The organism is Phaeodactylibacter sp., assembly GCF_022763345.1.
Lineage (GTDB): Bacteria > Bacteroidota > Bacteroidia > Chitinophagales > Saprospiraceae > Phaeodactylibacter.
The window spans coordinates 134,139-156,861 of the sequence record NZ_JALEGS010000024.1 but is presented as its reverse complement, the minus strand read 5'-3'; the positions used below and the strand labels follow the sequence as shown (position 1 = coordinate 156,861).

The window sequence follows — 22,723 nt, the reverse complement described above, 5'->3', positions numbered from 1 at the left end:
CCGGATTAAGTTCGCTAATTAGAAGTGGGTTTCGTAGAATTGAACGACCCGCTCGTCGATTAGGATGTCCTGCATGCGCAATGGTGTCTTTAGAACAATGCCTTCCAGGCTCCGGCAGCGGCTGAGCGCCACGTAGGTCTGCCCGTGCTCGAAGGCGCCTCTGCCCAGGTCGATAATGACTTTGTCGAATGTCTTGCCTTGCGACTTATGAATCGTAATGGCCCATGCTAAACGCAAAGGGAGCTGGGTAAAATTGCCTAAAGTTTCAGTTTCTATCCGGTTTGGGTCTTTTTCGCTGGGTTTGTATTTGACTACTTCCCACTCCATGGGCTCTACCTCCAATTGGGTAGGGGTGCCATCCGCCTGCTCAATTTGTACCGTCACGTTCTTTTTGTCCAGCTTGATTACCTTGCCGATGGTACCGTTTACAAAGCGTTTGTCCGGATCATTTTTGATGAACATCACCTGTGCGCCCAGCTTGAGTTTCAGAGCAGGGTCCGTAGGGTAGAGGCGGGGGTTGAACTGCCCGCTGATGGTGGCGACATAGGTTTTTTCCTCCAGTGGTATCCGGCTGAGTTCTCTCTGATTAATGCGGTCAACAGTGGCGTTGCGTGCAGAGAGGGTGACGTAGAAATCTTCCGGCTCAAACTGGGGCAGATGGCGGCTGTTGAGGTCTTCCAGGTCATCGTAATCCAGCCGGTTGAGGCGTACGGACTCCAGCAAGCGCAGGAAGTTGCGGTTCTCCTGCCGGTAGACTTTGTTGAGTTCCATCATCTCCAGGAAAAAGGTTTGATCCTGAAACAGATGAGCAGAAAAAAAATAGGGCGAATCGTACTCCAGCTGAAAGCGCATGGCTTCGATGTCATTGGCCACCACGGGAGGCAGCTGGAACATATCCCCAAAGAAGACCACTTGCAGCCCGCCAAACGGGGCAGGTACTTCCCGGTTGATGCGCAGGAACCAGTCGATATTATCCAGCATATCGGCCCGGACCATGGAGATCTCATCAATCACAAGCACTTCAAGGTTGGTGTACAACCTGCGGTTGCGGCGCTTTTTAAGGTCCTGTCTGCTTAAGGGCTTGGGCGGGAACCCAAAAAAGGAGTGAATGGTTTGCCCGCCCACATTCAGGGCGGCAATGCCGGTAGGGGCGAGCACTACGGTCTTTTTTCGCGTCGTATTGCGGAACAACTGAAGCAGGGTGGACTTGCCTGTGCCCGCCCGCCCAGTGATGAAGACGTTCCGCCCCTCATTCTCAATCATCTGAAGGGCGGCTTTGAAGTCGCCGCTAAGTTCCAGTGGTGCCTTTTCGAATGCCAAGTGCCTGCAATTTTAAGCCTTGCCGGGCCAATGATGGATGAAGCCGTCATTACCTGCACACTAAACCCGCTCAGCAATAAAGGCTAAGAAAAAGTGCAACAAATAAACTTCGGTCTGATCGCACCAGGCTACTCGGCAGGCTTTACCATAAAAATATATACCGGGAAGTGGTCGCTATAGCCCCCAAGGTACTCATTTCCGCCAAAAGTCCTAAACGGATATCCCTTAAACCGGCCGTGTTTTTGCAACAGGTAGCGGGGGCTGTGTATTCTGACTTTGTAAAACTGATAGCCCTCCTGCCGCTCGTCCAGCAACCCGTCGGAGAGAATCATTTGATCGAACAAGCTCCAGGCATCCCGGTAAGCCAGGGTCCCAATGCCCTTGCGGTACAGCTCATACATGGGGTTGTAGAACTCCGCCTTGCGCACTTTCCGGCGGTTGGTCTTTGCGCCAATGACTTCCTTTACAGACGGGCTGATGGGGTCATCGTTGAGGTCGCCCATAATGACGATTTTAGCCTTAGGGTCTTCAGCGAAGATGGAGTCGGCGGCGGTTTTGCAAACCAACGCAGCCTTGTTCCTGGCAGGCTGACTGGCTGCTTCCCCCCCGCTTCGGCTGGGCCAGTGGTTGACCATAAAATGCATGGGCTCGCCGTCAAAATTGCCGGAAACGAGGAGGACGTCACGGGTGTAATCGGGCTCGCCGTCCCGGTAGAGTTCCACAAAGAGGTTCTCATGGCCCTTCAGCTCGAAGTACTTGGGGTTGTACAAAAGCGCGACATCGATCCCACGCTCATCAGGGGAGTCCTGATGGATGATCTGGTAGTTCCGGTCTTTAATAAGGGGGTGTTTCACAAAGTCTTCCAATACACTGCGGTTTTCTATTTCCGAAACCCCAAGAATGGCAACCCCGTCCGGCGTAACGTCCGTGCCTAACTCTGCCACGACTTTAGCCAGGTTATCCAGTTTGGCCTGGTAGCGCTTGGTGTTCCAGACTTTGCTCCCGGTGGGCGTGAATTCGGTATCGCGGACATCCTCCGTATCAAGGGTGTCAAAGAGGTTTTCGAAGTTGTAAAAACCTACGGCAGCGATCTTGTAGTTCTGCTGAGCGGTTACCGCTGAACTTGCAAAGAGCAGGCACAACAGGAAAAAAAGATGGCGTGGGATCCTACTCCTGGATTGGAAACTGGAGCAATAATGTTGGGAATTCGTGCGTAGCATAAATTTGTTTTCTCAGGTTTGAAGTGCCCGGAAAGGCAATTGGCGGCAAATATATCAAATCTGCTTTTGTAAAAACGAAGACCGAATTGGCCATCGGTATTAAGTTTTGGTTAATTTTTGGGCGCCCGGTCTTAAATAAAGTTATTTTTCTTCTACTTTTGCACTCGCTTTTAGGACCAATGCCCCCTGAATGCCGCACAACTATCCCAACAATCACACACCCGCCACATCGTACATTACTCTGACATAAATCATACTTATGCAACTGAAAAGAACGCTTTTTACCCTCTTAGCGCTTTTGCCTGCATGGCTGTTACAAGCGCAAGTGGAGGTTCGCGGTACCGTCTTTGACAGTGAGACGGACCTTCCCATCGCTGCCGTTGTTGTAACCCTTGATGATGGGACAACAGCCGTTTCTGATGAAAAAGGTACTTTCACTTTCTTTGAGGTGCCGGAGGGCAGCCATGACTTTACCTTCCGTGGCAAAGAGGATTACATCGAGCAAACACTCAGTACCACCGTCAAGGATCAGGGCGAAGGGGTGTATGAAATCGGTAAAGTCCAGCTCGTGCCCACTCAGCGGGAAGAAGGGATCACCAACAAAGAGGACTTCATCCCCACCATTACCCTTTCGGATGGTGACCTGGAGCAGGAAACGGACAATCAGAATATTTCCGGTGTGCTCGCTGCCTCGAGAGATGTGTTTGTCTCAGCGGCTGCCTTTACCTTTGGTCCCGCGCGTTTCCGTATACGGGGCTACGACTCTGAAAATACTGCTGTTTATATTAATGGTGTGCCTTTCAACGAATTGGAAAACGGCCGTGCGTTTTGGAGTGCTCTGGGCGGTTTGAATGACGTGACCCGCAACCGTAATGCAGAAATCGGCCTCAGCCCCCTTTCCTATGCCTTTGGTGGTGTGGGGGGAGGTTCTTCCATTGATACCCGAGCTTCCTCACAGCGCGAACAGACCCGTGTGACCATGTCAGCAACGAACCGGGGCTACCGCTGGCGTACCATGCTCACACATTCTACCGGTATGATGGACAATGGCTGGGCCTTTTCCTTCTCCGGTTCCCGCCGTTGGGCGCAGGAAGGTTACGAGGAGGGCAGTTTTTATGATGCCTACGCCTATTTCATGGCTATTGACAAAAAGCTGGGAGACAACCACCTCCTTAACCTCACCACATTTGGCGCTCCGACACAGCGCGGCCGGGCAGGCGCAAGTACGCCGGAAATGTACGACCTGGCTGACAACAACTACTACAACCCTTTCTGGGGCTACCAAAATGGTGAAAAGCGGAACTCACGGATTTCCCGGGTGCATCAGCCGGTAATTATGCTGCGGCACGACTGGCAGTTGAGCGAAGACGCTACACTAACCACTACCGCATCTTATCAGTTTGGCCGCATCGGCGGTACCGCTCTGAACTGGTTTGAAGCGCCGGACCCCCGCCCCGACTACTACCGGAACCTGCCGAGCTATTTCGAGTCTATCGGGCAACCTGAGGCCGCCGCCATCGTAGAAGCGGACCTGCGCAATAATGAATCCTCCCGGCAGATCAACTGGGATCAGTTTTATGAGGTCAACCGGACTTCTCAGCTGGCAGACAAGTATCCTCAGTTCCTGGAAGGGCAGGAGGTGGAAGGCCGCTGGGCACAGTACATGGTGGAAGACCGGCGCTACGACTCCGAGGAGTTCAACTTTTACACCAATTACAATCACATCATCAGCGACATCTTCACGCTTAGCGGCGGGTTGACTTATCAGACGCAAACCATCGACAACTTTAAGGTGGTAGATGACCTGCTTGGTGCCGATTACTTTGTAGACATCGACGCTTTTGCCGTGCGTGACTTTCCGGACAATCCGGAGGTGCAGCAGAGCGACCTGAACAACCCCAATCGGATTGTACGTGAGGGTGATCGCTTTGGATGGAGCTACGATATTGATGTACGCCGGGCTGATGGATGGCTTCAGGGACAGTTTACCCTGCCACGCTTTGATATTTTCGCTGCGGTCAATGGCAGCCAAACCACCTTCTGGCGAACGGGTAAATACCGTACGGGCCGCTTCCCGGATCAATCGTTCGGAGAATCCGAAAAGCAGAATTTCACCAACTTTGGCGTGAAAGGTGGAATTACCTATAAAATTGATGGCCGGAATTACCTTTTTGCCAATGGTACGCACATGACCCGCGCTCCATTTGCCCGAAATGCCTATGTGTCGCCCCGTACGCGCGATCAGCTGGTGCCGGGCCTGGAAAGCGAGACCATTTACGGTGGTGAAATCGGCTACTTGCTGCGTTCGCCCAATGTACAAGGGCGGGCATCGCTTTACTACACGCAATTTGATAACCGCACCGAGATCATCCGGTTCTACAATGACCTGCAGCGGGCTTTTGGCAGCCTTGTGATGACCGGGCAGGACCAACTGCATCAGGGCGCAGAGCTGGCAATCGAGGCAAAGGTCACGCCATCCCTGAGCATCCGGGGCGTGGCGGCGCTGGGAGACTATGTCTTCAATAGCAATGCACAGGGCGAGTTGTACGGTGACGATCAAGAGACCTTCGATCAGGTCAATAGCGAATTTGAGGTGTTCCAAAAAGGGCTAAAGGTGCCGGGCCGCCCCCAAAATGCTTACACCCTGGGGCTGAATCTTCGCCCGAAAGGCTTCTGGTTTGCCTACCTGAACTTCAACTACTTCGATAACGTGTTTATCGATTTCAGCCCGATCAACCGTTCACCGGAGGCTGTGATTGGGCTGGAGCCCAGTTCTCTGGAGTATGATCAGATTGTGGCGCAGCGTCAGACTGACGGTCAGTTCACCGTTGACTTTTTCGGTGGCAAGTCCTTCAAGTTTGGCAGCACCTTCCTGTACATCAATGCGGGGGTCAACAACATCCTGAACAACACCGACTTTATTACGGGCGGTTTTGATCAGTTGCGCTTTGACTTTGATGCCCGGACTGGCGCTGATTCTGTTTTTCAGCCCCGATATTACTACCTGTACGGCCGCAACTTCTTTGTGAATGTAAGTTTGCGCCTGTAATTCAGAACCTCAATCATCATTTAGAAAGACATAAAAGCCATTATACAATGAAATTTCAGTTATCAAAGCTGTTCTTTTTTAGCCTGCTGCTTAGCATGGCTGTGCTTCCATCCTGTGTTGATACCGAATTTGAAGAGCCGCCTGTAACGGGCACAGAACTTGAAGTGACGGGCAACACCTCTATTGCAGATCTCAAAAGTCTTTACATCCCCGGCCGCCTGACGGTTATCGAGACAGATGTCATCGTACAGGGCATCGTTGTTGGCAACGACGTGCAGGGCAACTTCTTCCGCTCCCTGATTATTCAGGACAGCACGGCTGGTATCGAGGTGCTCATCAACCTGACGGATGCCTTCAACCTCTTCCCACTTGGGCGTGAGGTCGCTATTGACTGTAAGGGACTGGTCTTAGGCGAGTTCAACGGTATCGTGCAACTGGGCGGTTATATCATTCAGGAAGGTGGTGGTGAAGAGCTGGGCGACATCATCGACTACAATTCGCGCATTTACCGCGGTATGCTGGTCGGCGAGCCGGAGCCCGCTGTCCGCACGATTAACTCCCTGGGCGTCAACGATATTTCCACGCTGGTACAGTTGCAAGATGTGGAATTTGCCTCCTTTGAGCTGGGGCTGACCTACGCCGATGCTTTTGGCCGCAGCACGCTTAACCGTACGCTTCAGGATTGTGATGGCAATGAAATTGTCGTTCGTACAAGTGGTTTCGCGGACTTCGCAATTGATACCCTGCCCGATGGCAATGGTACGCTCACCGCTATCTTTAATGTATTTGGAGATACCAAGCAGCTGTTTATTCGTGCCGCTGACCTCGATGTAGACATGGCCGGCACGCGTTGCAATGCCGGCACGGGCGAAGAGGAACTCATGACTATCCGGGAACTGCGGGATGTATTTGCGGATGGCGGAACAGAAGGCCCCGAAGACCGGAAAATTCGTGGCGTAGTGATTTCTGATAATCAGAATGGCAACTTTGACGGCCGGGTAGCGGTGGTTCAGGATGGTACGGCAGGCATTACCATTTTCTTCCAGGGCGACCACGGCTTCAGCCTGGGCGAAGAGATCGAAGTGGTGGTTTCCGGCCAAGAGCTTTCACTTTATAATGACCTGCTGCAGCTTGACTTTATCAATAACGACCTCGCTACTTCCAATGGCATGGGCGATCCGGTGGAACCGCGTGTAACTACTATCGGAGAGGTGCTGGACAATGCTGAGGCCTGGGAATCTACCCTGGTGCAGATCAATGGCGCAAGCATTTCCGGTAGCGCGACCTTTACAGGTGCCACCACAGTAAATGACGGTTCTGGCAGCATTACGATGTTCACCCGCCCCTCAGCAACCTTCGCCAGTTCTGCACTGCCGGCGGAGCCTGTGGATATGACCGCTATTGTTTCTCAGTTCACCGACCATCAGCTGGTCATCCGGAACCTGGAAGATGTAGGGGGCGAAACCGGTACCGGCGGTGACCCCGAGCAAATTAGCCTGGCAGAACTCCGCACTTTATTTGAAAGTGGTGCATCAGCTGTGCCAGCCAACCGCTTTATCAATGCCGTAGTGATCTCGGATGTGGATGCGAATAATACAGACTTCCGGAATATGGTCATTCAGGACGAAACCGGAGGCATAGTTGTCCGCTTTGCGGATCCTCATAGCTTCGCTTTGGGTGAAGAGGTGGAAGTCAGTGTTGGCGGTGACGAGCTGAGTGAATTTAACGGGCTGCTCCAGATAAATGACGTGGACAACGCCGATGCAACAAGTATGGGCAACGGCACCTTGCCGGAACCACGTGACGCCACCATTCAGGAGATCCTGGATAATGCGGAAGCCTGGGAGTCCACCCTGGTTAAGGTTTCCGATGTTTCTTACACAGAGGGTGGTACATTCTCCGGTGCCAAGACGCTGGATGACGGTACAGCTACCATTGCGACCTTCACCCGTAGTCAAGCCACTTTCTCCGGTAGTGCGGTGCCTAATGGTGCCTTTACCCTTACAGCTATGGTGTCCGAGTTTAACTCGCCCCAGCTGACCCTTCGCAACCTCAACGATATTCAGCAGTAAGCAATCTGTTGAACCATTCTGACTAAAAAGCCTTAATAAGGGGAGCAGCAACAAAAACCTGCTCCCCTTACTTGAATCCAGCTATGGCAAAGACAGAAGAACAAACCGCTCCGTTTCAGTTTAAGCAATTCGCTGTACAGCAAGACCGTTGCGCGATGAAAGTAGGCACGGATGGGATCATGCTCGGTGCCTGGGCTCAGGTAGATGCCGCTACTCAGGCGCTTGATATAGGCACCGGGACCGGCGTCATTGCGCTCATGCTGGCACAGCGTGCCCCGGAAGCTACCATCCATGCGGTTGATATTGACGATGTAGCCTGTGAACAGGCTGGTGCTAACTTTGAGTCCTCCCCCTGGAAAGAGCGCTTGTCTGTGATTCAGGAAGCCATTCAGGACTATGCGCGCACAACCCGCACCACTTACGACCTTATCGTTTCCAACCCACCGTTCTTTTCCGGCGGCACCTTTGGCATGAAGGAGGAGCGTGCGATCGCCCGGCAAACGGTCCGCATGCCGCACGGGGATTTGCTCATAGCGGTTCGGCAGTTATTGGCTAAAAACGGGCGGTTTTGCCTGGTGTTGCCTTACCTCGAAGGGCTCCGGTTTCAGGAAAGAGCGGAGGAATACCACCTGTTCTGCACCAAAGTGACCGAAGTACAACCCAAGCCTGAGGCAGCGGTCAACCGCCTGCTGATGCAGTTCGAGCAGGAAGACAAACCCACCGAAACCGATCAGCTGGTCATAAGGGGAACAGATGCGGAAGACTCCTACACCCCGGCCTACCGGGCGCTGCTGAAGGACTTCTTGCTGAAATTTTAATATATAGATAACACTGCTTCTCTAGCATATAAACGCATTCTGCCTAGTTTTGCTGCCTTGCTTAACCCTCAATAAATCAATCCGCAGGTAGCATGGCAAAATCAGAATTGGTCAAACGCGATATCAGCTGGCTCTCTTTCAACCACCGGGTGCTTCAGGAAGCGATGGACAAATCGGTGCCCCTCTACGAACGGATCAAGTTTCTGGCCATTTACAGTTCCAATCTCGATGAATTCTACCGGGTGCGTGTGGCTTCTCTGCGTAGCTTTAAGGAACTGAAGAAGAAAACACGTAAGGCCCTCGACCTGACGGTGAAGCCTAAAAAAGAATTGAAGCAAATCCGCAAAATTGTTCAGGAACAGCAAGAAGTCTTTGGCCGCATCTTCCGGACGGATATCCTCCCGGAGTTGGAAAAAGCCGGGGTGCACCTCATCAACAACGAAGCCTTCACGGAGCCGCAACGGGAATTTGCTAAACGCTACTTTTTTGAGAAAGTCTACCCCTGCCTGAACCCCATTATTTTGGAGCCGGAATCAGCATGGCCTTTCCTGGAAAACAAGGGGCTTTACTTTGTTATTGATCTGGAGGGGGAAGGCCGTACTGCTATCCTGCAAATGCCCACAGATGATCTGCCGCGTTTTCAGGAGCTGCCATCCGAAGAAGAAGGTACTTACTACGTAACTTTTCTCGATGATATCATCCGCTACAACCTCCCGGCTTTTTTGGATGAGCCCATTTTGGGGGCCTATGCCATCAAAGTATCCCGGGATGCAGAGCTCTACATCGATGACGAATACTCTGGCGACCTGGTAGAGAAAATTCGCGAAAGTCTTGATGAACGCAATATCGGGCTGCCCACCCGCTTTCTCTATGACAGCCGTATGCCGGAAGAACTTCTGGGGCTGCTCAAAGAGCAACTGAAACTAAGCAAGCACGACCTTATCCCCGGCGCCCGCTATCACAATTTCAACGACTTTTTTGGTTTTCCCAACCCAACTCAGCAGCGTGAGCTGCACGATGAGCCCATGGAGCCCCTGATTCACGAGGAGCTTGAGCAGGCAGAAGCCCTATTGCCCTATCTGCGGGAGCAGGACGCCGTACTTCATTTTCCCTATCAACAATATGGCTACATCCCAAGGTTGATACGGGAAGCAGCCGAAGACCCTGATGTGACCACTCTCAAGATTACCTTGTACCGGGTCGCTTCCCGCTCTGCGGTAGTGGACGGATTGCTGGAAGCCCTCAAGAACGGAAAGCAGGTAACCGCTTTTATCGAAGCCAAAGCCCGGTTTGATGAAGCTGCTAACCTGTACTGGGGGGCGGAGTTGGAAAAAGCCGGCGCAACGGTAATTTACAGCTATCCCGGCATCAAAGTGCACACTAAGTTGTTGCTGATTATTCGGCAGGAGGAAGAGGATTTGCGGCATTATGCCTATCTGGGCACCGGCAATTTTAATGAAAAAACGGCCCGGCTGTACTGCGATCACGCCTTACTTACTGCTGATCCCCGCCTGGCTAAAGAAGTCGGGCAGGTCTTCGATTTGCTGGAGCGGAAGATCATTATGCCGAAATGCAAGCACTTATTGGTTTCTCCGTTCACCACAAGAAGCGGTTTCGAGGCTTTGCTAAAGCAGGAGATCAAGCAGGCTAAAGCGGGGCGAAAAGCCTACGCCATTCTCAAAATGAACAGCCTGGAAGACCCCGAAATGATTGAAAAAATCTACGAAGCTTGTCAGGCTGGCGTAAAGGTGCAGTTGATTGTCCGGGGTATCTGCTGTGCAGTGCCGGATGTGGAAGGCGTAAGTGAAAACCTTGAGATCATAAGCATCGTCGACCGGTTTTTGGAACATGCCCGGGTTTATATTTTTGGAAATGGAGGGGAGGAGTGCCTCTTCCTTGCTTCCGCCGACTGGATGACCCGCAACCTGGACCGCCGGGTGGAAGTTGTTTTCCCGGTTTATGATGAAAAAATCCGTGAGGAAATCCGGCATATCATCAATCTGCAACTTGAAGACAACACGAAGGCCCGGGTAATCAATGCAGAACAAAATAATCCTTACCACTATCAAGGGGGGACGCCGGTAAGGGCTCAGCTCGCCACCTATCAGTGGCTGGCTAAGCGGGAGCCCGTCGGTTTACAATAAGTTAGCAAAAAGATAATTTAGGGCTAACGTCCTGCGGGTTGACACGTACTATTTTTACCGTTAAAAAGTGACGAAGATCAACTACCTGCGGGATTGGGTGTTTCACCGCGTACACAAGAGCAACCTCGTTTACAATACCTGTTGGGAAGACCCCCGCTGCGACCGCGAACTCATGGGTATTGATGCGGACAGCGAAATTGTAATGATCACAAGCGCTGGCTGCAATGCGCTGGATTACCTGCTGGATGCGCCCAAAGCGGTGCACTGCATCGACATGAACCCCCGGCAAAATGCTTTGCTTGAACTCAAGCGTGCCTTTTTCAGGCAAAGTGATCCGGAAACGTTGTTTCAAGTGTTTGGCAGGGGCAGCCACGAGGCTTTCCCGGAGCTCTACCAACAGCAGCTCCGTTCAGCGCTGCCTGCCTATGCGCAGGAATACTGGGACGAGCACCTCAATTACTTTTCACCTAAAGGCTTGCGGAAATCCTTTTATCATTTTGGCTCCTCGGGCACTTTCGCCTGGCTGGCCAGCAATTACCTAAAGGGGCGCAAGAAACTCTTCCGTCAGATCGATCAAATGTTCCACGCTGCGACGCTGGAAGAGCAGAAGGAAATCTACCTGCAGGTGGAAGAGCGTGTCCTGAATAATATGGTAGAGTGGATGGTCAACCGCCACCTCACCATGTGCCTGGTAGGGGTGCCCCGGTCGCAGCAGGAGCTTTTTGTGAAAAAATATGAGCGTGGCGCTTTGGGCTTCATTCAGGAGTGCCTGCGCAAGGTATTCACGGAGTTGCCTTTGCAAGACAATTATTTCTACCGGTCGTACATGTATGGTTCCTACACAGCAACCTGCGCACCTAACTACCTGATGCCAGAGCACTTTAAGCCTCTGCGTGACCGAATAGACCGGGTGCAGACCAACACCACTACCATTAGTCAGTTCCTGAAGGACAATCCTGGTGCCTATTCCCACTACGTACTCCTTGACCATCAAGACTGGCTGGCTGCCAATGACCGGCCTGCACTGGAGGAAGAGTGGCGACTGATACTGGATAACAGCCGGCCCGGCACCAAAATCCTGCTGCGCTCAGCGGCTCATGAAGTGGACTTTTTCCCTGATTTTGTGCAGGAAGCGGTTATTTTTGAGCAGGATTTGACGGCTAAAACCCATCAACTTGACCGGGTGGGCACTTACGCTAGTGTTTACCTGGCCGAGGTACAGTAGCCACCTCCTAAATCTAAACATCCAATATGGCATCCAAGCACATTACGGCTTCCGTTTCAGAACAGAACGAAACCATGCAGCGTTATTACGTGCTGCAATCCAAAATCTACGATCTCACCCGCTGGACCTTTCTGTTTGGGCGTCGGGCAGTCATCCGCCAATTGCCCCTTGATCCCGGAAAAGCGCACCGTATCCTGGAAGTAGGCTGCGGAACCGGCTACAACCTTCGGCTGCTGGCTCGCCGTTTTCCCAAAGCTCACCTGACCGGGCTGGACGTATCCACTCACATGATTGAGAAAGCCACAAAAGCGACCAAGCCGTTTGCGCAGCGGGTCCAACTGGAGGAGCGCCCCTATGCACTGGGCGACACTCAATACCTGGAGCAATTCGACGCCGTCCTGTTTTCCTATTCCCTAACCATGATTAACCCGCAGTGGGAAGAGCTGATCCGGCAGGCAAAGGCGGATCTTAAACCTGGGGGTATCATAGCGGTGGCGGACTTTTTTGATTCCCGGTTTGGGTGGTTCAAAACCCACATGGGTAACAATCATGTCCGGATGGATGGGCACCTGTTACCGCTTTTGGAGCAGGAATTCACGACACTTTCCCATAGTGTGAAGCCAGCCTACGGCGGCGTATGGGACTACTTCGTACATTTGGGCAGAAAGGTGTGAGGTTGTATCCTGCTTTTGTAAAATTGCCGATTTTTGTTTGGTATTGGAGTAGAAAAAGTTGGTGAATATGCTAATTTGGTGGGCATTACTGCAACCAAATTCAAATTAGCATGAACACACGAAAAATCTTATTGTCGGAAAATGAGATTCCGGAAGCGTGGTACAATATTGTGCACGATATGCCCAACAAGCCGCTGCCTCCGCTGCACCCCGGCACTAAGGAGCCCATCGGCCCGGATGCCCTTGCACCTCTTTTTCCAATGGGCCTGATCCAACAAGAAGTAACCCAGGAAAAATGGGTGGAAATACCGGAAGAAGTCCGCGAGGTTTATAAAATCTGGCGTCCTACGCCTATGTTCCGGGCTATAGGGTTGGAAAAAGCCCTGGATACGCCAGCCAAAATTTACTACAAATACGAAGGTGTGAGCCCTTCCGGTTCTCACAAGCCCAATACAGCGGTTGCGCAGGCATACTACAACAAACAAGAAGGCGTTAAGCGCATCACGACTGAAACCGGTGCCGGTCAGTGGGGCAGTGCGCTGAGTTTTGCCTGTCAGCACTTCGGCATTGAATGCGAGGTGTACATGGTGAAGATCAGCTATGAGCAGAAGCCCTACCGCAAGATGATGATGAACACCTGGGGCGCCAACGTCCACCCTTCGCCCACTGACCTGACCGAAGCGGGGCGTCAGGTGCTGGCCAAAAACCCTGACTCACCGGGGAGTCTGGGTATTGCTATCTCGGAAGCTGTGGAACGGGCCGCCTCCGACGAGCATACGAAATACGCCCTGGGCAGCGTCCTCAATCACGTCCTCATGCATCAGACGGTCATTGGGCTGGAAGCCGTCAAGCAGATGGAGAAAGCCGGTGATCAGCCGGATATTGTGGTGGCGCCCTTTGGTGGAGGCTCCAACTTTGCCGGCATCAGCTTCCCTTTCCTGCGGCTTAATCTGGAAGAAGGCCAAAATATCCGGTGCATTGCCAGCGAGCCCTCCTCCTGCCCAAAGCTTACCCGTGGTGTGTTCCGTTATGACTTCGGCGATATGGTCGGAATGACACCGCTGCTGCCGATGTATACCCTTGGGCACAACTTCGTCCCGGCACCGATTCATGCCGGAGGGCTGCGCTACCATGGTGCGGGCGTTGTAGTGAGCCAGCTGCTAAGGGATCAACTCATTGAAGCCCGCGCACACGATCAGTTGGAGTGCTTCGAAGCAGGCGTGCTTTTCGCCAAAACAGAAGGCATCATTCCTGCACCTGAGACCAACCACGCTATTGCCACCGCCATTCAGGAAGCCAAGCGCTGCAAAGAGGAAGGTAAGAGCGAGACTATATTGATTCACCTATGCGGGCACGGCAACTTTGACTTGGCCGCTTACGAAAATTACCTGAGCGGCAATCTGGTCAGGCACGAAATCACCGAAGAGGAGATACAGGCAGCACTGGCAGAGCTGGATACGCCGACGATTGATTAATTCTTTTGAGCCTAACGGTAACATGAGCGGCACTGGTGATCCTTTTGGCATTACCGGTGCCGCTTTATTTTATTTGGATTTCGTAATACGCTCCTTGGGCTGCCTTGGGAAAGGTGGGCGAAAGCGTGGTGAGTCAGATTGGATTTTGGTAGGTTTAACAATCAGTAAATCAGTAATTTAGATACCTTGTTTGGGTTTGATGGCTGACCGTTGTAAAGCAGTAAGAAGTTGGCTTTACTACTGTAAAATGCCCGCTAAAAGGCGGCGGGGATAACAGCGCCGGGTGTTGAAATTCCGTTATTTCGTTTCCCCTGCATCATGCAGTACATTTCAGAAAGCTTAAAAAACAACAAAATAACATGGCAAAGCTAAATTTTGGTGGCGTAGAGGAAAACGTAGTCACCCGTGAGGAATTCCCGCTGGAAAAGGCGCGGGAAATTATGAAAGACGAAACCATTGCCGTTATCGGCTACGGGGTACAGGGCCCGGGGCAGGCACTTAACCTTAAGGACAACGGTTTTAATGTGATTGTCGGTCAGCGTCAGAATTCCAAGACCTGGGACAAGGCCGTGGATGATGGCTGGGAGCCGGGTGTTACACTTTTTCCGATTGAGGAAGCCGTAGAGCGCGGTACGGTCATTCAATACCTGCTGAGCGATGCTGCACAGATCTCCGTATGGCCTAAGATTAAACCGCTGTTGACGAAAGGCAAAGCGTTGTATTTTTCTCATGGCTTTGGCATTACCTACAAGGAGCGTACGGGTATTATCCCACCGGAGGATGTGGATGTGATCCTGGTGGCACCCAAAGGTTCCGGTACAAGCCTTCGCCGTTTATTCGTAGCCGGCAAAGGGCTGAATTCCAGCTACGCTATTTTCCAGGATGCGACCGGGCGGGCTAAGGACCGGGTGATTGCGCTGGGTATTGGCGTAGGTTCGGGTTACCTGTTCGAAACGACTTTCAAGCAAGAAGTGTACAGTGACCTGACCGGTGAGCGGGGTTCTTTGATGGGCGCCATTCAGGGCTTGTTCGCTGCGCAGTACGATTGCCTGCGCCGTCATGGGCATAGCCCGTCCGAAGCTTTCAACGAAACTGTAGAGGAGTTGACACAAAGCCTGATGCCGCTCGTAGCGGAAAATGGTATGGACTGGATGTATGCGAATTGCTCGACTACGGCACAGCGGGGTGCGTTGGACTGGTGGAAGAAGTTCCGGGATGCGGTAGCGCCGGTCTTTGATGAATTATACGATAGCGTAGCAAAGGGCGAAGAAGCACAGCGGTCCATTGATTCCAATAGTCAGTCCGATTACCGGGAAAAACTGGATGCGGAACTCAAGGAGTTGCATGATAGTGAGATGTGGAGAGCGGGCCGTACGGTGCGGGGGCTTCGGCCGGAGAATCAGGGGGAGAAGGTTGGGTAGGGTTTTTAGTGGGGAGTGGGCAGTCGGGAGTCTGGCAGTCGGCAGTCGGCAGTCTTGCAGTGGGGAGTCGGGAGTCGGCAGTCTTGCAGTCGGCAGTCTTGCAGTCGGCAGTCTTGCAGTGGGGCAGTCTGGCAGTGGGGGGATTTGTTTAACTTGTCTTAAAATGGATTAGGATGGAGAAGAGGTTTAATTTGAGGTATACGGAGTTGCTGGCTTACAAGAAGGCATTTGAGCTGGCGGTTGATATCTTTGAAGTTTCTAAGTCCTTTCCTAAGGAGGAGCGGTACTCGTTGACGGATCAGATCCGGCGGGCTTCGCGCTCGGTGTGTGCGAATATTGCGGAGGGGTACAGGAAGCGGCGTTATCCTAAGCATTTTATTAGCAAGTTATCTGATTCGGATGCGGAGAATGCGGAGGTGCAGGTTTGGACGCAATTTGCCTACCGGTTCGGTTATATTCCTGTGGGGCAGCATGATACGTGGTTGGAAAACTCCGTTGAGGTGGGCTCTTTGCTGGGGTATATGATGGACAATCCGGATAGGTTCAAGTGAAGGCCATCTCCGCTTTTAATAGACTATTGAGGTATAGCGAACTATCGGAAAAAAGTAATCCCATGTCAACATCCACAACGACAACTGTCCTGCCTTCCGTAGAGGCGATCTACAAAGCGAAGATGCGCCTGCGCGGAGTGGCAGAACCTACGCCACTGACGTACAATTACCACATGTCGGAGCATTACGGTTGCCGTTTGTACTTCAAGCGGGAGGACATGCAGGTGGTACGTTCCTACAAAATCCGGGGTGCCTACAACAAAATGGCGACGGTGCCCAGAGATAAGCTGGCGAAGGGCGTGGTCTGTGCCAGTGCGGGCAATCATGCGCAGGGATTTGCGCTGGCCTGTCAGAAAATGGAGGTAAAGGGCAAGGTCTACATGCCCAGTGTGACGCCCCGGCAGAAGATCAAAAAGGTCAATCTTTTTGGCAAGGAATGGGTGGAAGTGGTATTGACGGGGGATACTTTTGATGATGCCTACCACGAAGCGGTCCGGGATGCGGAGGAGAATGGCAAGGAGTTCATCCATCCCTTCAATGATCCACGGACTATTGAAGGGCAGGGGACTGTAGGGCTTGAAATCCTGGAAGACTGCAATGAAAGCCTGGATTACGTCTTTTGCGCTATTGGTGGAGGCGGATTGGTGTCAGGTCTTGGCAGTTACTTTCATCAGCTAAGCCCGAATACTAAAATCATCGGTGTGGAACCGGCAGGTGCCCCGGCCATGTACGAATCGCTTAAAGCTGGTGAGCCGGTCACCCTGGAGCATATCGATAGTTTTGTGGATGGCGCCGCCGTGCGCAGGGTGGGGGACCTGACTTTCAAAATCGCCCAGCAGGTGGTGGATGATATGGTGCTGGTGCCGGAAGGGAAAGTTTGCAGCACTATCTTGCAGCTGTACAACGAAGAAGGCATCGTAGTCGAGCCCGCCGGCGCCCTTACCGTGGCAGCACTGGATTTTTATAAAGAGCAGATCAAGGGCAAGAACGTCGTCTGCATCCTGAGCGGAAGCAATAACGACATCACCCGCACCGAGGAAATTAAGGAACGCTCCCTGCTCTACGAAGGGTTAAAGCACTACTTCATCATCCGCTTCCCGCAGCGGGCAGGTGCTTTGCGGGATTTTCTCAACAACGTCCTCGGCCCCAACGACGACATCACCCACTTTGAGTATACCAAAAAGCACAACCGGGATTCCGGGCCTGCGCTGGTGGGCATACAGCTACAGCAGTGGGAAGACTATAACCGCCTACTGGAGCGTATGCAAGCCTCTAAAATTGACTACCAAACATTGAATGACAGTAAGATGCTGTTTGATTTATTGGTGTGATGGTCGTGCGGATGGCAAAAGAAGGGTTTTTCATTACCCTGGGATGAGGTATATTGAGAGAAAACCCCAAATATGAAACAGTATACCATCTTTCTGGCTATCTTTTGCCTGCCCCATTTGTTTTTTGCTCAAGGTATTTTTGAGTACGTCCCTTTCGAGCCGCATGCGACTTACCATGACGCCGCCATTAATGAAGGCCTCACCGTTGCAGCAGGCAAGCAGGAGTCCTGTATGATGCCCCTGATGACGCTGTTTGATGCACAAGGAGACAGTCTATGGTCCGTAACGCCATATGATTGCGGCTTTTGCTACTTACATGAGGTAGCGTTTGAATCTGATGGTCGTATTCTGGCATCAGGCAATTTCCGGCAGGCAGATGATGTGGGCTCACCCGAAGATGGCTACGCTATTGTGCGGGTGGATACTGCGGGTCAGGTCCTTGGTTTCCGGCAATTCATTTTCCAGAATGGATTTGACAACCCTGTTCGGTTTAGCACACTGGCTAATGGGAATATCGCTCTGTCCACAGGCAGGCGGCTGTTGATCCTGGACTCTAATTTAGACAGCCTGGCCACGCTTGATTTTGATCCGTTAAGTGATTATCCGGTTATCGACCAGCAGCTTGTATTAGATGAAAATACGATTTTGCTCAATATCGGTGCAAAGGGCTATTTAGTGGATGCACAAGGTGTATTGTTGGACAGCGTCGACTTAGAGGATGCCCCAACGTCTAACTTTTTGTTAGGCCCCTCGGAGGATTTTGTTCATTATTCCACCGCATCCGGCTTTAAGCTGCTGCATATTGCATCCGGGAATGTAAATTCCGAGTCAGGTGCGGGGTTCAAAGGCATTACCTTGGACGGAGCACAGCTTGTTGCCTTCGATGACCGCAATATCTACCGCCGCACCGGTATTGGGGTTTGGGATTCGGTTTGGACTTCCGGACCGGAACTGGAAATACAGAACCTGAAGTGGAAAGAGGAGCGCTTCGTTTATACGCTGGAAGGCCCGGCAGAATCCGCCTTGAATTTTACTTATCCCCGGACAGTCCTGGGCAGCCGTCAGGATTTATCAGTACCTCCGGCATTCATGGAAACCGATGTGCGAATTGGAGCTATTGAGCTGGACAGCCTTAACCTAAATAACACTATAGTGGATCACCCGCTCACTTACTTTTCGGTTCAGCATTTCTTTAGCGTCGAAGTAGTCAATGCCGGTCAGGATACCCTGCAGGAGGTCGTAATTGCCACACCCAGGCTTAATGGTTTTAACTGTGGAGAACTACGTATCATCAAAAGCTTGCATGGGCTGAATCTCCCGCCTGGCGGCTCCTATAAAGCCTCGGTGCAGTTAAACAACACCTATGGTAGTAACAGCCCTTTTGAATTCGACATCGCGTACAATATTTGCTTTTTTGCCTTAGGGCCCAACCATCAGCAGGATGGTTTTTTTGGAAATAATCAGTCTTGCCAGCAGGTTCAGATTGTGAATACGGAAAACAGCTCCGGTCCCAGTCTGGATTTTACCATTGCGCCCAATCCGGCAAGTCATGTGCTTAATTTGCAATGGAAGGAAGGGGATCTCAACGATAGCGTACAACTGCACCTGATTAGCGCACAAGGCCAGCAGGTCCTGCAGCAGCTGGCAGATAGCACCGAAAATGCGGAGATCAACGTATCAGGACTGCCTGCCGGTGTCTATTGGCTGATCGTGCAAAGCGAAGGTTTTCGGACGGTAAAGAAAGTAATTATTCAATAATGGTGTTCCCCATTTTTAAGATCTCGCGAAACTCCGCCTCTGCCACCGGCATGACCGACAATCTTCCAATACGCACAAGCGGCATCTCCTGAAGCTTTGGGTTGGCTTTGATGGACTTCAGGGAAACGGGTTGTTTAAGGGGTTTCACTGCTATTAAATCGATGGCACTCCAATCACCTTTTTCAGCTGTAGGGTCAGGATAGGCTTCGCGTACCACTTTGCAGATGCCTGCTACCTCAAGCCCTTTCCGGCTGTGGTAAAAAAGGACCAGGTCGCCCACCCGCATATTGCGCAGGTGATTGCGGGCGGCATAATTGCGTACGCCATCCCAGCGCCCCGTACCTTCCGCCTGCAGGTCAGAGAATCCATATTCATCCGGTTCTGATTTGACAAGCCAGTGATTCATGACGGTTTGTTTTGGATACCAATGACAGCTAACATGCGCCCGGTAGTGCCCTCATTTCGCCGGTGTGAAAAGTAATGATCATTATCCGCCCAGGTGCAGTAGGGCGATACTTCAATATGAGCTTCAGGAATGCCCGCCGACAGCAACTGGGCCAGATTGGCGCCCTTGAGGTCAGCCATCCATTTACCGGGCTTACCTCCGGGCTTTAGGTGTGTTTCGGGCAAGCGGCTTGCGACCCGCTCGTCAACCTCGTAGTGGGGCTGGGTGATGCAGGTACCGATGTAGGCCAGGCAGTCTGCGGGATTTGTTGCAAACTCATCCTGCATGCGGTTTAGGGTATGGGTGACAACCTGTGCAGCTGTGCCCTGCCATCCGGCGTGAATAGCAGCGACTGCCCGTTGTTTAGGATCGAAAACCAGGACCGGAGTACAATCGGCAATTGTCACCCCAATAAGCAGACCTGGCTCTTTGGTGATAATGGCGTCATAGCCATGATGACCGCCCTGTGCATTTGCCACCAAAACCTCCCTGCCATGCACCTGATAACTGTAGCAGAATGCGCCATCCGGCCAGCCCAGCGCCTTAAAGAACCGCTCCCGGTTTTGCCTGATGTGCTCCGGAGCATCTTCGGTGTTGATGCCCAGATTGAGGCTATGGTAAGGCGCCGGGCTTACCCCGCCACTGCGCTGACTTTCGGCAGCTACTACGGGGTGAGGCGTAAAGATATTGGGCTGATGCATCATACCGCCAAGTTAATCTAAACTTTCCAGAAGTCATCGTCCGGATAAGCTGCGGCGAGCACATCATCAAAGTAATCGGCATAGTGGACGCTGATCCCTTCTTTGATGTGGTCCTGCAGTTCCTCAAAGTCCCGGCGGTTGTCTTCCGGCAGGATCAGGTTGGTAATGCCTACCCGGCGGGCCGCAATGGTCTTTTCCTTTACGCCACCGATCGGCAGTACTTTTCCGGTAAGGGTCAGTTCGCCCGTCATGGCAATATCGTCACGGATCGCTTTGCCGGTAGCCAGCGCAAATAGGGACAGCGCCATGGTAATACCTGCGGAAGGGCCATCCTTCGGCGTTGCGCCGGCAGGAACATGCAGGTGCACCTGATGCTTGTCGTAGTAGTTTTTGATATCCTCTGCTTCAAAGGCTGCCAGTCGGGAACGGACGTAGGTATGAGCTATCGAAGCGGATTCCTTCATTACATCCCCTAACTGACCAGTTTGTTTAAAGCTGCCATTTTGCCCAGGTATGCCGTTGGCTTCGATGTACAGCGTGGCACCGCCCAGTGAGGTATAGGCCAACCCGAGCGCTACACCTGGAATAGACTTATTGTAAAGCCGCTCTGATTTGAAAATGGGCTTTCCGAGAAATTCCTCGACATCGTCCTTGTCTACGGTAAAGTCGATGGTCTCCTCCTCTGCCAGTTTCAGGGTCGCTTTTCGGATGATCTTGCGGATTTGCTTTTCCAGATTCCGCACGCCGGCTTCCCGGGCGTACTTCTCTACAATGACCCGGAGGGCGTCTTCGGTGATGTCGATCTCGTCAGCTTCGAAGCCATGTTCCTTCAGTTGCTTGGGCAACAGATAGCGCCGGGCAATTTGCACCTTCTCATCAGCAATGTATCCCGCCAGGCGGATAACCTCCATACGGTCGAGCAATGGCCCGGGGATGGTGTCCAATTGGTTGGCGGTGGTGATGAAGAGGACGTTGGACAGGTCATAGGGCAGGTCCAGGTAGTGGTCCATGAAGCTGTTGTTCTGCTCCGGGTCCAGGACTTCCAGCAGGGCCGAAGCCGGGTCGCCCCGGAAGCTGCTGCCGATTTTGTCGATCTCATCGAGCATAATGACCGGATTCGAGGTGCCCGCCCGCTTCAGCGCCTGAATGAGCTTTCCTGGCATCGCCCCGATGTAGGTCCGGCGGTGCCCCTTGATTTCCGCTTCGTCGCGCATGCCACCAACTGAGAAACGGAAAAACTCCCGGTTCAGGGCGTGCGCAACGGACTTGCCAATAGAAGTCTTGCCCACCCCCGGAGGACCAACAAGGCAAACGATGGAGCCGCTTACTGCGCCCCGCTTTATGACGGTGCTGAGGAACTCCAGGATGCGGTCCTTGACCTCTTCCAGTCCGTAGTGCTCGTCATTTAGAACTGCACGGGCGGCTTTGATATCTGCATTGTCTTCGGAGTGGATACCCCAGGGCAGGCTGCCGATGGTATCCAGGTAAGTGCGGGTGACGTTGAATTCCGGGGACTGGATGTTAAGGGTCCGGAGTTTGTTGAGCTCGTCCTCTACGGTCTTCTGCACCTCCTCCGGGAGGACTTTGCCTTCAAAAAGCTTTTCCAGCTTTTCAATTTCCGATTCGCCCTCCTCTTTTTCCATGCCGAGCTCCTTTTTGATGGCTTTCAGTTGCTCGCGGAGGAAGAATTCCTTCTGCTGTTTGTTGACCTTTTCCTCAATCTGCTGATTGATGCGCTTCTGGATTTTGGCAATTTCCAGTTCTTCCTTTATCAGTTTGAGCAAGGTTTGGGCGCGCTCATGGAGGTCATAGGTTTCGAGTAATCCCTGGAGGACTTCCGCATCGGAAGACAGGAGGTTGCTGATGACATCCATCGTCAGGCCCGGCGCATCGTAGTTGAGCTGGGAGACCACCATGTTGACCTGTTCCTGGAACAGCGGGTTGAGTTTCAACAGGGATTTGATCTCTCCACTGATGGCCATCATGTAAGCTTTGAGGTCCTGATCAGGCTTTTCGTCAGGCTCGTTATGGTATTGCACCTCCCAGCGCAGAGTAGGCTTTACGAGGACTACGCGCTTTTTGCTGAAGCGGGAAACGCCCCGGCCCAGAATTTGGGCAACGCCGGGTGCCGCTTCATTGACCCTCAGGACTTGAAACAAAGTGCCATGTTCGTAGAATTCAGATTCGGTATAATCCTCAGCATTATATTCCTGAGCCAGGACTAAGCCGAGGTAGCCATCTTGTTCTTCTACTGCCTTTTTGATCGCGGCTACCATTTCTTTGCCCTTGAAAGTCAAAGGCATAGCCAGACCCGGGAAAATCGGGCGCTGCTGAAGCGGCAGGATGGTCAGGTTTTGCGGAAGCACATTCTCAACCCGCTGTAGTTGCTGGTCTGCACTTTCGGATTGTACCTCTTCTATGATTTCTTCGTCTGTAATAATGTCGTTGCTCATTGAGTGGGATTGGTTTAGGTCAAATTGTTCGCAGCCTTCTTTTGAGGCGGAGGCGGCATATTAAAT

The 22,723-nt window shown here is 52.3% G+C and carries 16 protein-coding genes; 11 read left to right on the top strand and 5 right to left on the bottom strand.

The window, feature by feature from the left end; all coding sequences use genetic code 11:
- Window positions 1-18: 18 nt before the first annotated feature.
- Complete coding sequence (locus MRY86_RS07140; RefSeq protein ID WP_293571148.1) at window positions 19-1,320, bottom strand: PIF1 family ATP-dependent DNA helicase; 1,302 nt, start codon at window positions 1,318-1,320, stop codon at window positions 19-21.
- A gap of 128 nt (window positions 1,321-1,448) precedes the next feature.
- On the bottom strand, window positions 1,449-2,540 hold the full coding sequence (locus MRY86_RS07135) for an endonuclease/exonuclease/phosphatase family protein (RefSeq protein WP_293571146.1): 1,092 nt from the start codon (window positions 2,538-2,540) through the stop codon (window positions 1,449-1,451).
- Window positions 2,541-2,799: 259 nt separating this feature from the next.
- Here MRY86_RS07135 and MRY86_RS07130 point away from each other — a divergent pair, with 259 nt between their 5' ends.
- From MRY86_RS07130 to MRY86_RS07080, 11 genes are all read left to right on the top strand, one after another.
- Window positions 2,800-5,589, top strand: coding sequence for a TonB-dependent receptor (locus MRY86_RS07130; RefSeq protein WP_293566787.1), 2,790 nt, complete (start codon window positions 2,800-2,802; stop codon window positions 5,587-5,589).
- Window positions 5,590-5,636: 47 nt separating this feature from the next.
- Window positions 5,637-7,661, top strand: coding sequence for a DUF5689 domain-containing protein (locus MRY86_RS07125; RefSeq protein ID WP_293571145.1), 2,025 nt, complete (start codon window positions 5,637-5,639; stop codon window positions 7,659-7,661).
- A gap of 83 nt (window positions 7,662-7,744) precedes the next feature.
- Window positions 7,745-8,479, top strand: coding sequence for a methyltransferase (locus MRY86_RS07120; protein WP_293566635.1), 735 nt, complete (start codon window positions 7,745-7,747; stop codon window positions 8,477-8,479).
- A 92-nt stretch (window positions 8,480-8,571) separates the two neighbouring features.
- Window positions 8,572-10,623: a polyphosphate kinase 1 gene (gene ppk1 / locus MRY86_RS07115; protein WP_293566634.1), complete on the top strand. Its 2,052-nt coding sequence runs from the start codon at window positions 8,572-8,574 to the stop codon at window positions 10,621-10,623.
- A gap of 67 nt (window positions 10,624-10,690) precedes the next feature.
- Window positions 10,691-11,848 (top strand): BtaA family protein, encoded by a 1,158-nt coding sequence (locus MRY86_RS07110; RefSeq protein ID WP_293566633.1) that lies wholly within the window; start codon window positions 10,691-10,693, stop codon window positions 11,846-11,848.
- A 26-nt stretch (window positions 11,849-11,874) separates the two neighbouring features.
- A complete protein-coding gene (locus tag MRY86_RS07105; protein WP_293566632.1) occupies window positions 11,875-12,522 on the top strand; it encodes a class I SAM-dependent methyltransferase in 648 nt (215 codons plus the stop codon).
- Between the two features lie 110 nt (window positions 12,523-12,632).
- Window positions 12,633-13,997, top strand: a complete 1,365-nt coding sequence (locus tag MRY86_RS07100; RefSeq protein ID WP_293566631.1) for a TrpB-like pyridoxal phosphate-dependent enzyme — start codon at window positions 12,633-12,635, stop codon at window positions 13,995-13,997.
- 359 nt (window positions 13,998-14,356) lie between these two features.
- Window positions 14,357-15,418, top strand: a complete 1,062-nt coding sequence (gene ilvC, locus MRY86_RS07095; RefSeq protein WP_044226152.1) for a ketol-acid reductoisomerase — start codon at window positions 14,357-14,359, stop codon at window positions 15,416-15,418.
- A gap of 173 nt (window positions 15,419-15,591) precedes the next feature.
- A complete protein-coding gene (locus tag MRY86_RS07090) occupies window positions 15,592-15,969 on the top strand; it encodes a four helix bundle protein (RefSeq protein ID WP_293566630.1) in 378 nt (125 codons plus the stop codon).
- A 62-nt stretch (window positions 15,970-16,031) separates the two neighbouring features.
- Window positions 16,032-17,300, top strand: a complete 1,269-nt coding sequence (gene ilvA, locus MRY86_RS07085; protein WP_293566629.1) for a threonine ammonia-lyase — start codon at window positions 16,032-16,034, stop codon at window positions 17,298-17,300.
- A 72-nt stretch (window positions 17,301-17,372) separates the two neighbouring features.
- Complete coding sequence (locus tag MRY86_RS07080) at window positions 17,373-19,058, top strand: T9SS type A sorting domain-containing protein (protein WP_293566628.1); 1,686 nt, start codon at window positions 17,373-17,375, stop codon at window positions 19,056-19,058.
- Here MRY86_RS07080 and MRY86_RS07075 read toward each other — a convergent pair.
- The 3 genes from MRY86_RS07075 to lon are packed head-to-tail and all read right to left on the bottom strand — an operon-like array spanning window position 19,048 to window position 22,657.
- Window positions 19,048-19,464: an EVE domain-containing protein gene (locus MRY86_RS07075; RefSeq protein WP_293566627.1), complete on the bottom strand. Its 417-nt coding sequence runs from the start codon at window positions 19,462-19,464 to the stop codon at window positions 19,048-19,050. The genes MRY86_RS07080 and MRY86_RS07075 overlap by 11 nt on opposite strands.
- Window positions 19,461-20,207 (bottom strand): peptidoglycan editing factor PgeF, encoded by a 747-nt coding sequence (pgeF, locus tag MRY86_RS07070; protein WP_293571143.1) that lies wholly within the window; start codon window positions 20,205-20,207, stop codon window positions 19,461-19,463. The genes MRY86_RS07075 and pgeF overlap by 4 nt, the downstream gene beginning before the upstream one ends.
- A 14-nt stretch (window positions 20,208-20,221) precedes the next feature.
- On the bottom strand, window positions 20,222-22,657 hold the full coding sequence (gene lon / locus MRY86_RS07065; RefSeq protein ID WP_293571141.1) for an endopeptidase La: 2,436 nt from the start codon (window positions 22,655-22,657) through the stop codon (window positions 20,222-20,224).
- Between the last annotated feature and the right edge of the window lie 66 nt (window positions 22,658-22,723).

Bases quoted from the DNA above. Each gene is read 5' to 3' on its own strand.
- MRY86_RS07120 (WP_293566635.1), top strand. From the start codon at position 7,745: ATGGCAAAGACAGAAGAACAAACCGCTCCGTTTCAGTTTAAGCAATTC.
- MRY86_RS07125 (WP_293571145.1), top strand. From the start codon at position 5,637: ATGAAATTTCAGTTATCAAAGCTGTTCTTTTTTAGCCTGCTGCTTAGC.
- MRY86_RS07075 (WP_293566627.1), bottom strand. From the start codon at position 19,464: ATGAATCACTGGCTTGTCAAATCAGAACCGGATGAATATGGATTCTCT.
- MRY86_RS07080 (WP_293566628.1), top strand. From the start codon at position 17,373: ATGAAACAGTATACCATCTTTCTGGCTATCTTTTGCCTGCCCCATTTG.
- MRY86_RS07090 (WP_293566630.1), top strand. From the start codon at position 15,592: ATGGAGAAGAGGTTTAATTTGAGGTATACGGAGTTGCTGGCTTACAAG.
- MRY86_RS07130 (WP_293566787.1), top strand. From the start codon at position 2,800: ATGCAACTGAAAAGAACGCTTTTTACCCTCTTAGCGCTTTTGCCTGCA.
- MRY86_RS07105 (WP_293566632.1), top strand. From the start codon at position 11,875: ATGGCATCCAAGCACATTACGGCTTCCGTTTCAGAACAGAACGAAACC.
- ilvC (WP_044226152.1), top strand. From the start codon at position 14,357: ATGGCAAAGCTAAATTTTGGTGGCGTAGAGGAAAACGTAGTCACCCGT.
- MRY86_RS07100 (WP_293566631.1), top strand. From the start codon at position 12,633: ATGAACACACGAAAAATCTTATTGTCGGAAAATGAGATTCCGGAAGCG.
- ilvA (WP_293566629.1), top strand. From the start codon at position 16,032: ATGTCAACATCCACAACGACAACTGTCCTGCCTTCCGTAGAGGCGATC.
- MRY86_RS07135 (WP_293571146.1), bottom strand. From the start codon at position 2,540: ATGCTACGCACGAATTCCCAACATTATTGCTCCAGTTTCCAATCCAGG.
- pgeF (WP_293571143.1), bottom strand. From the start codon at position 20,207: ATGATGCATCAGCCCAATATCTTTACGCCTCACCCCGTAGTAGCTGCC.
- ppk1 (WP_293566634.1), top strand. From the start codon at position 8,572: ATGGCAAAATCAGAATTGGTCAAACGCGATATCAGCTGGCTCTCTTTC.
- lon (WP_293571141.1), bottom strand. From the start codon at position 22,657: ATGAGCAACGACATTATTACAGACGAAGAAATCATAGAAGAGGTACAA.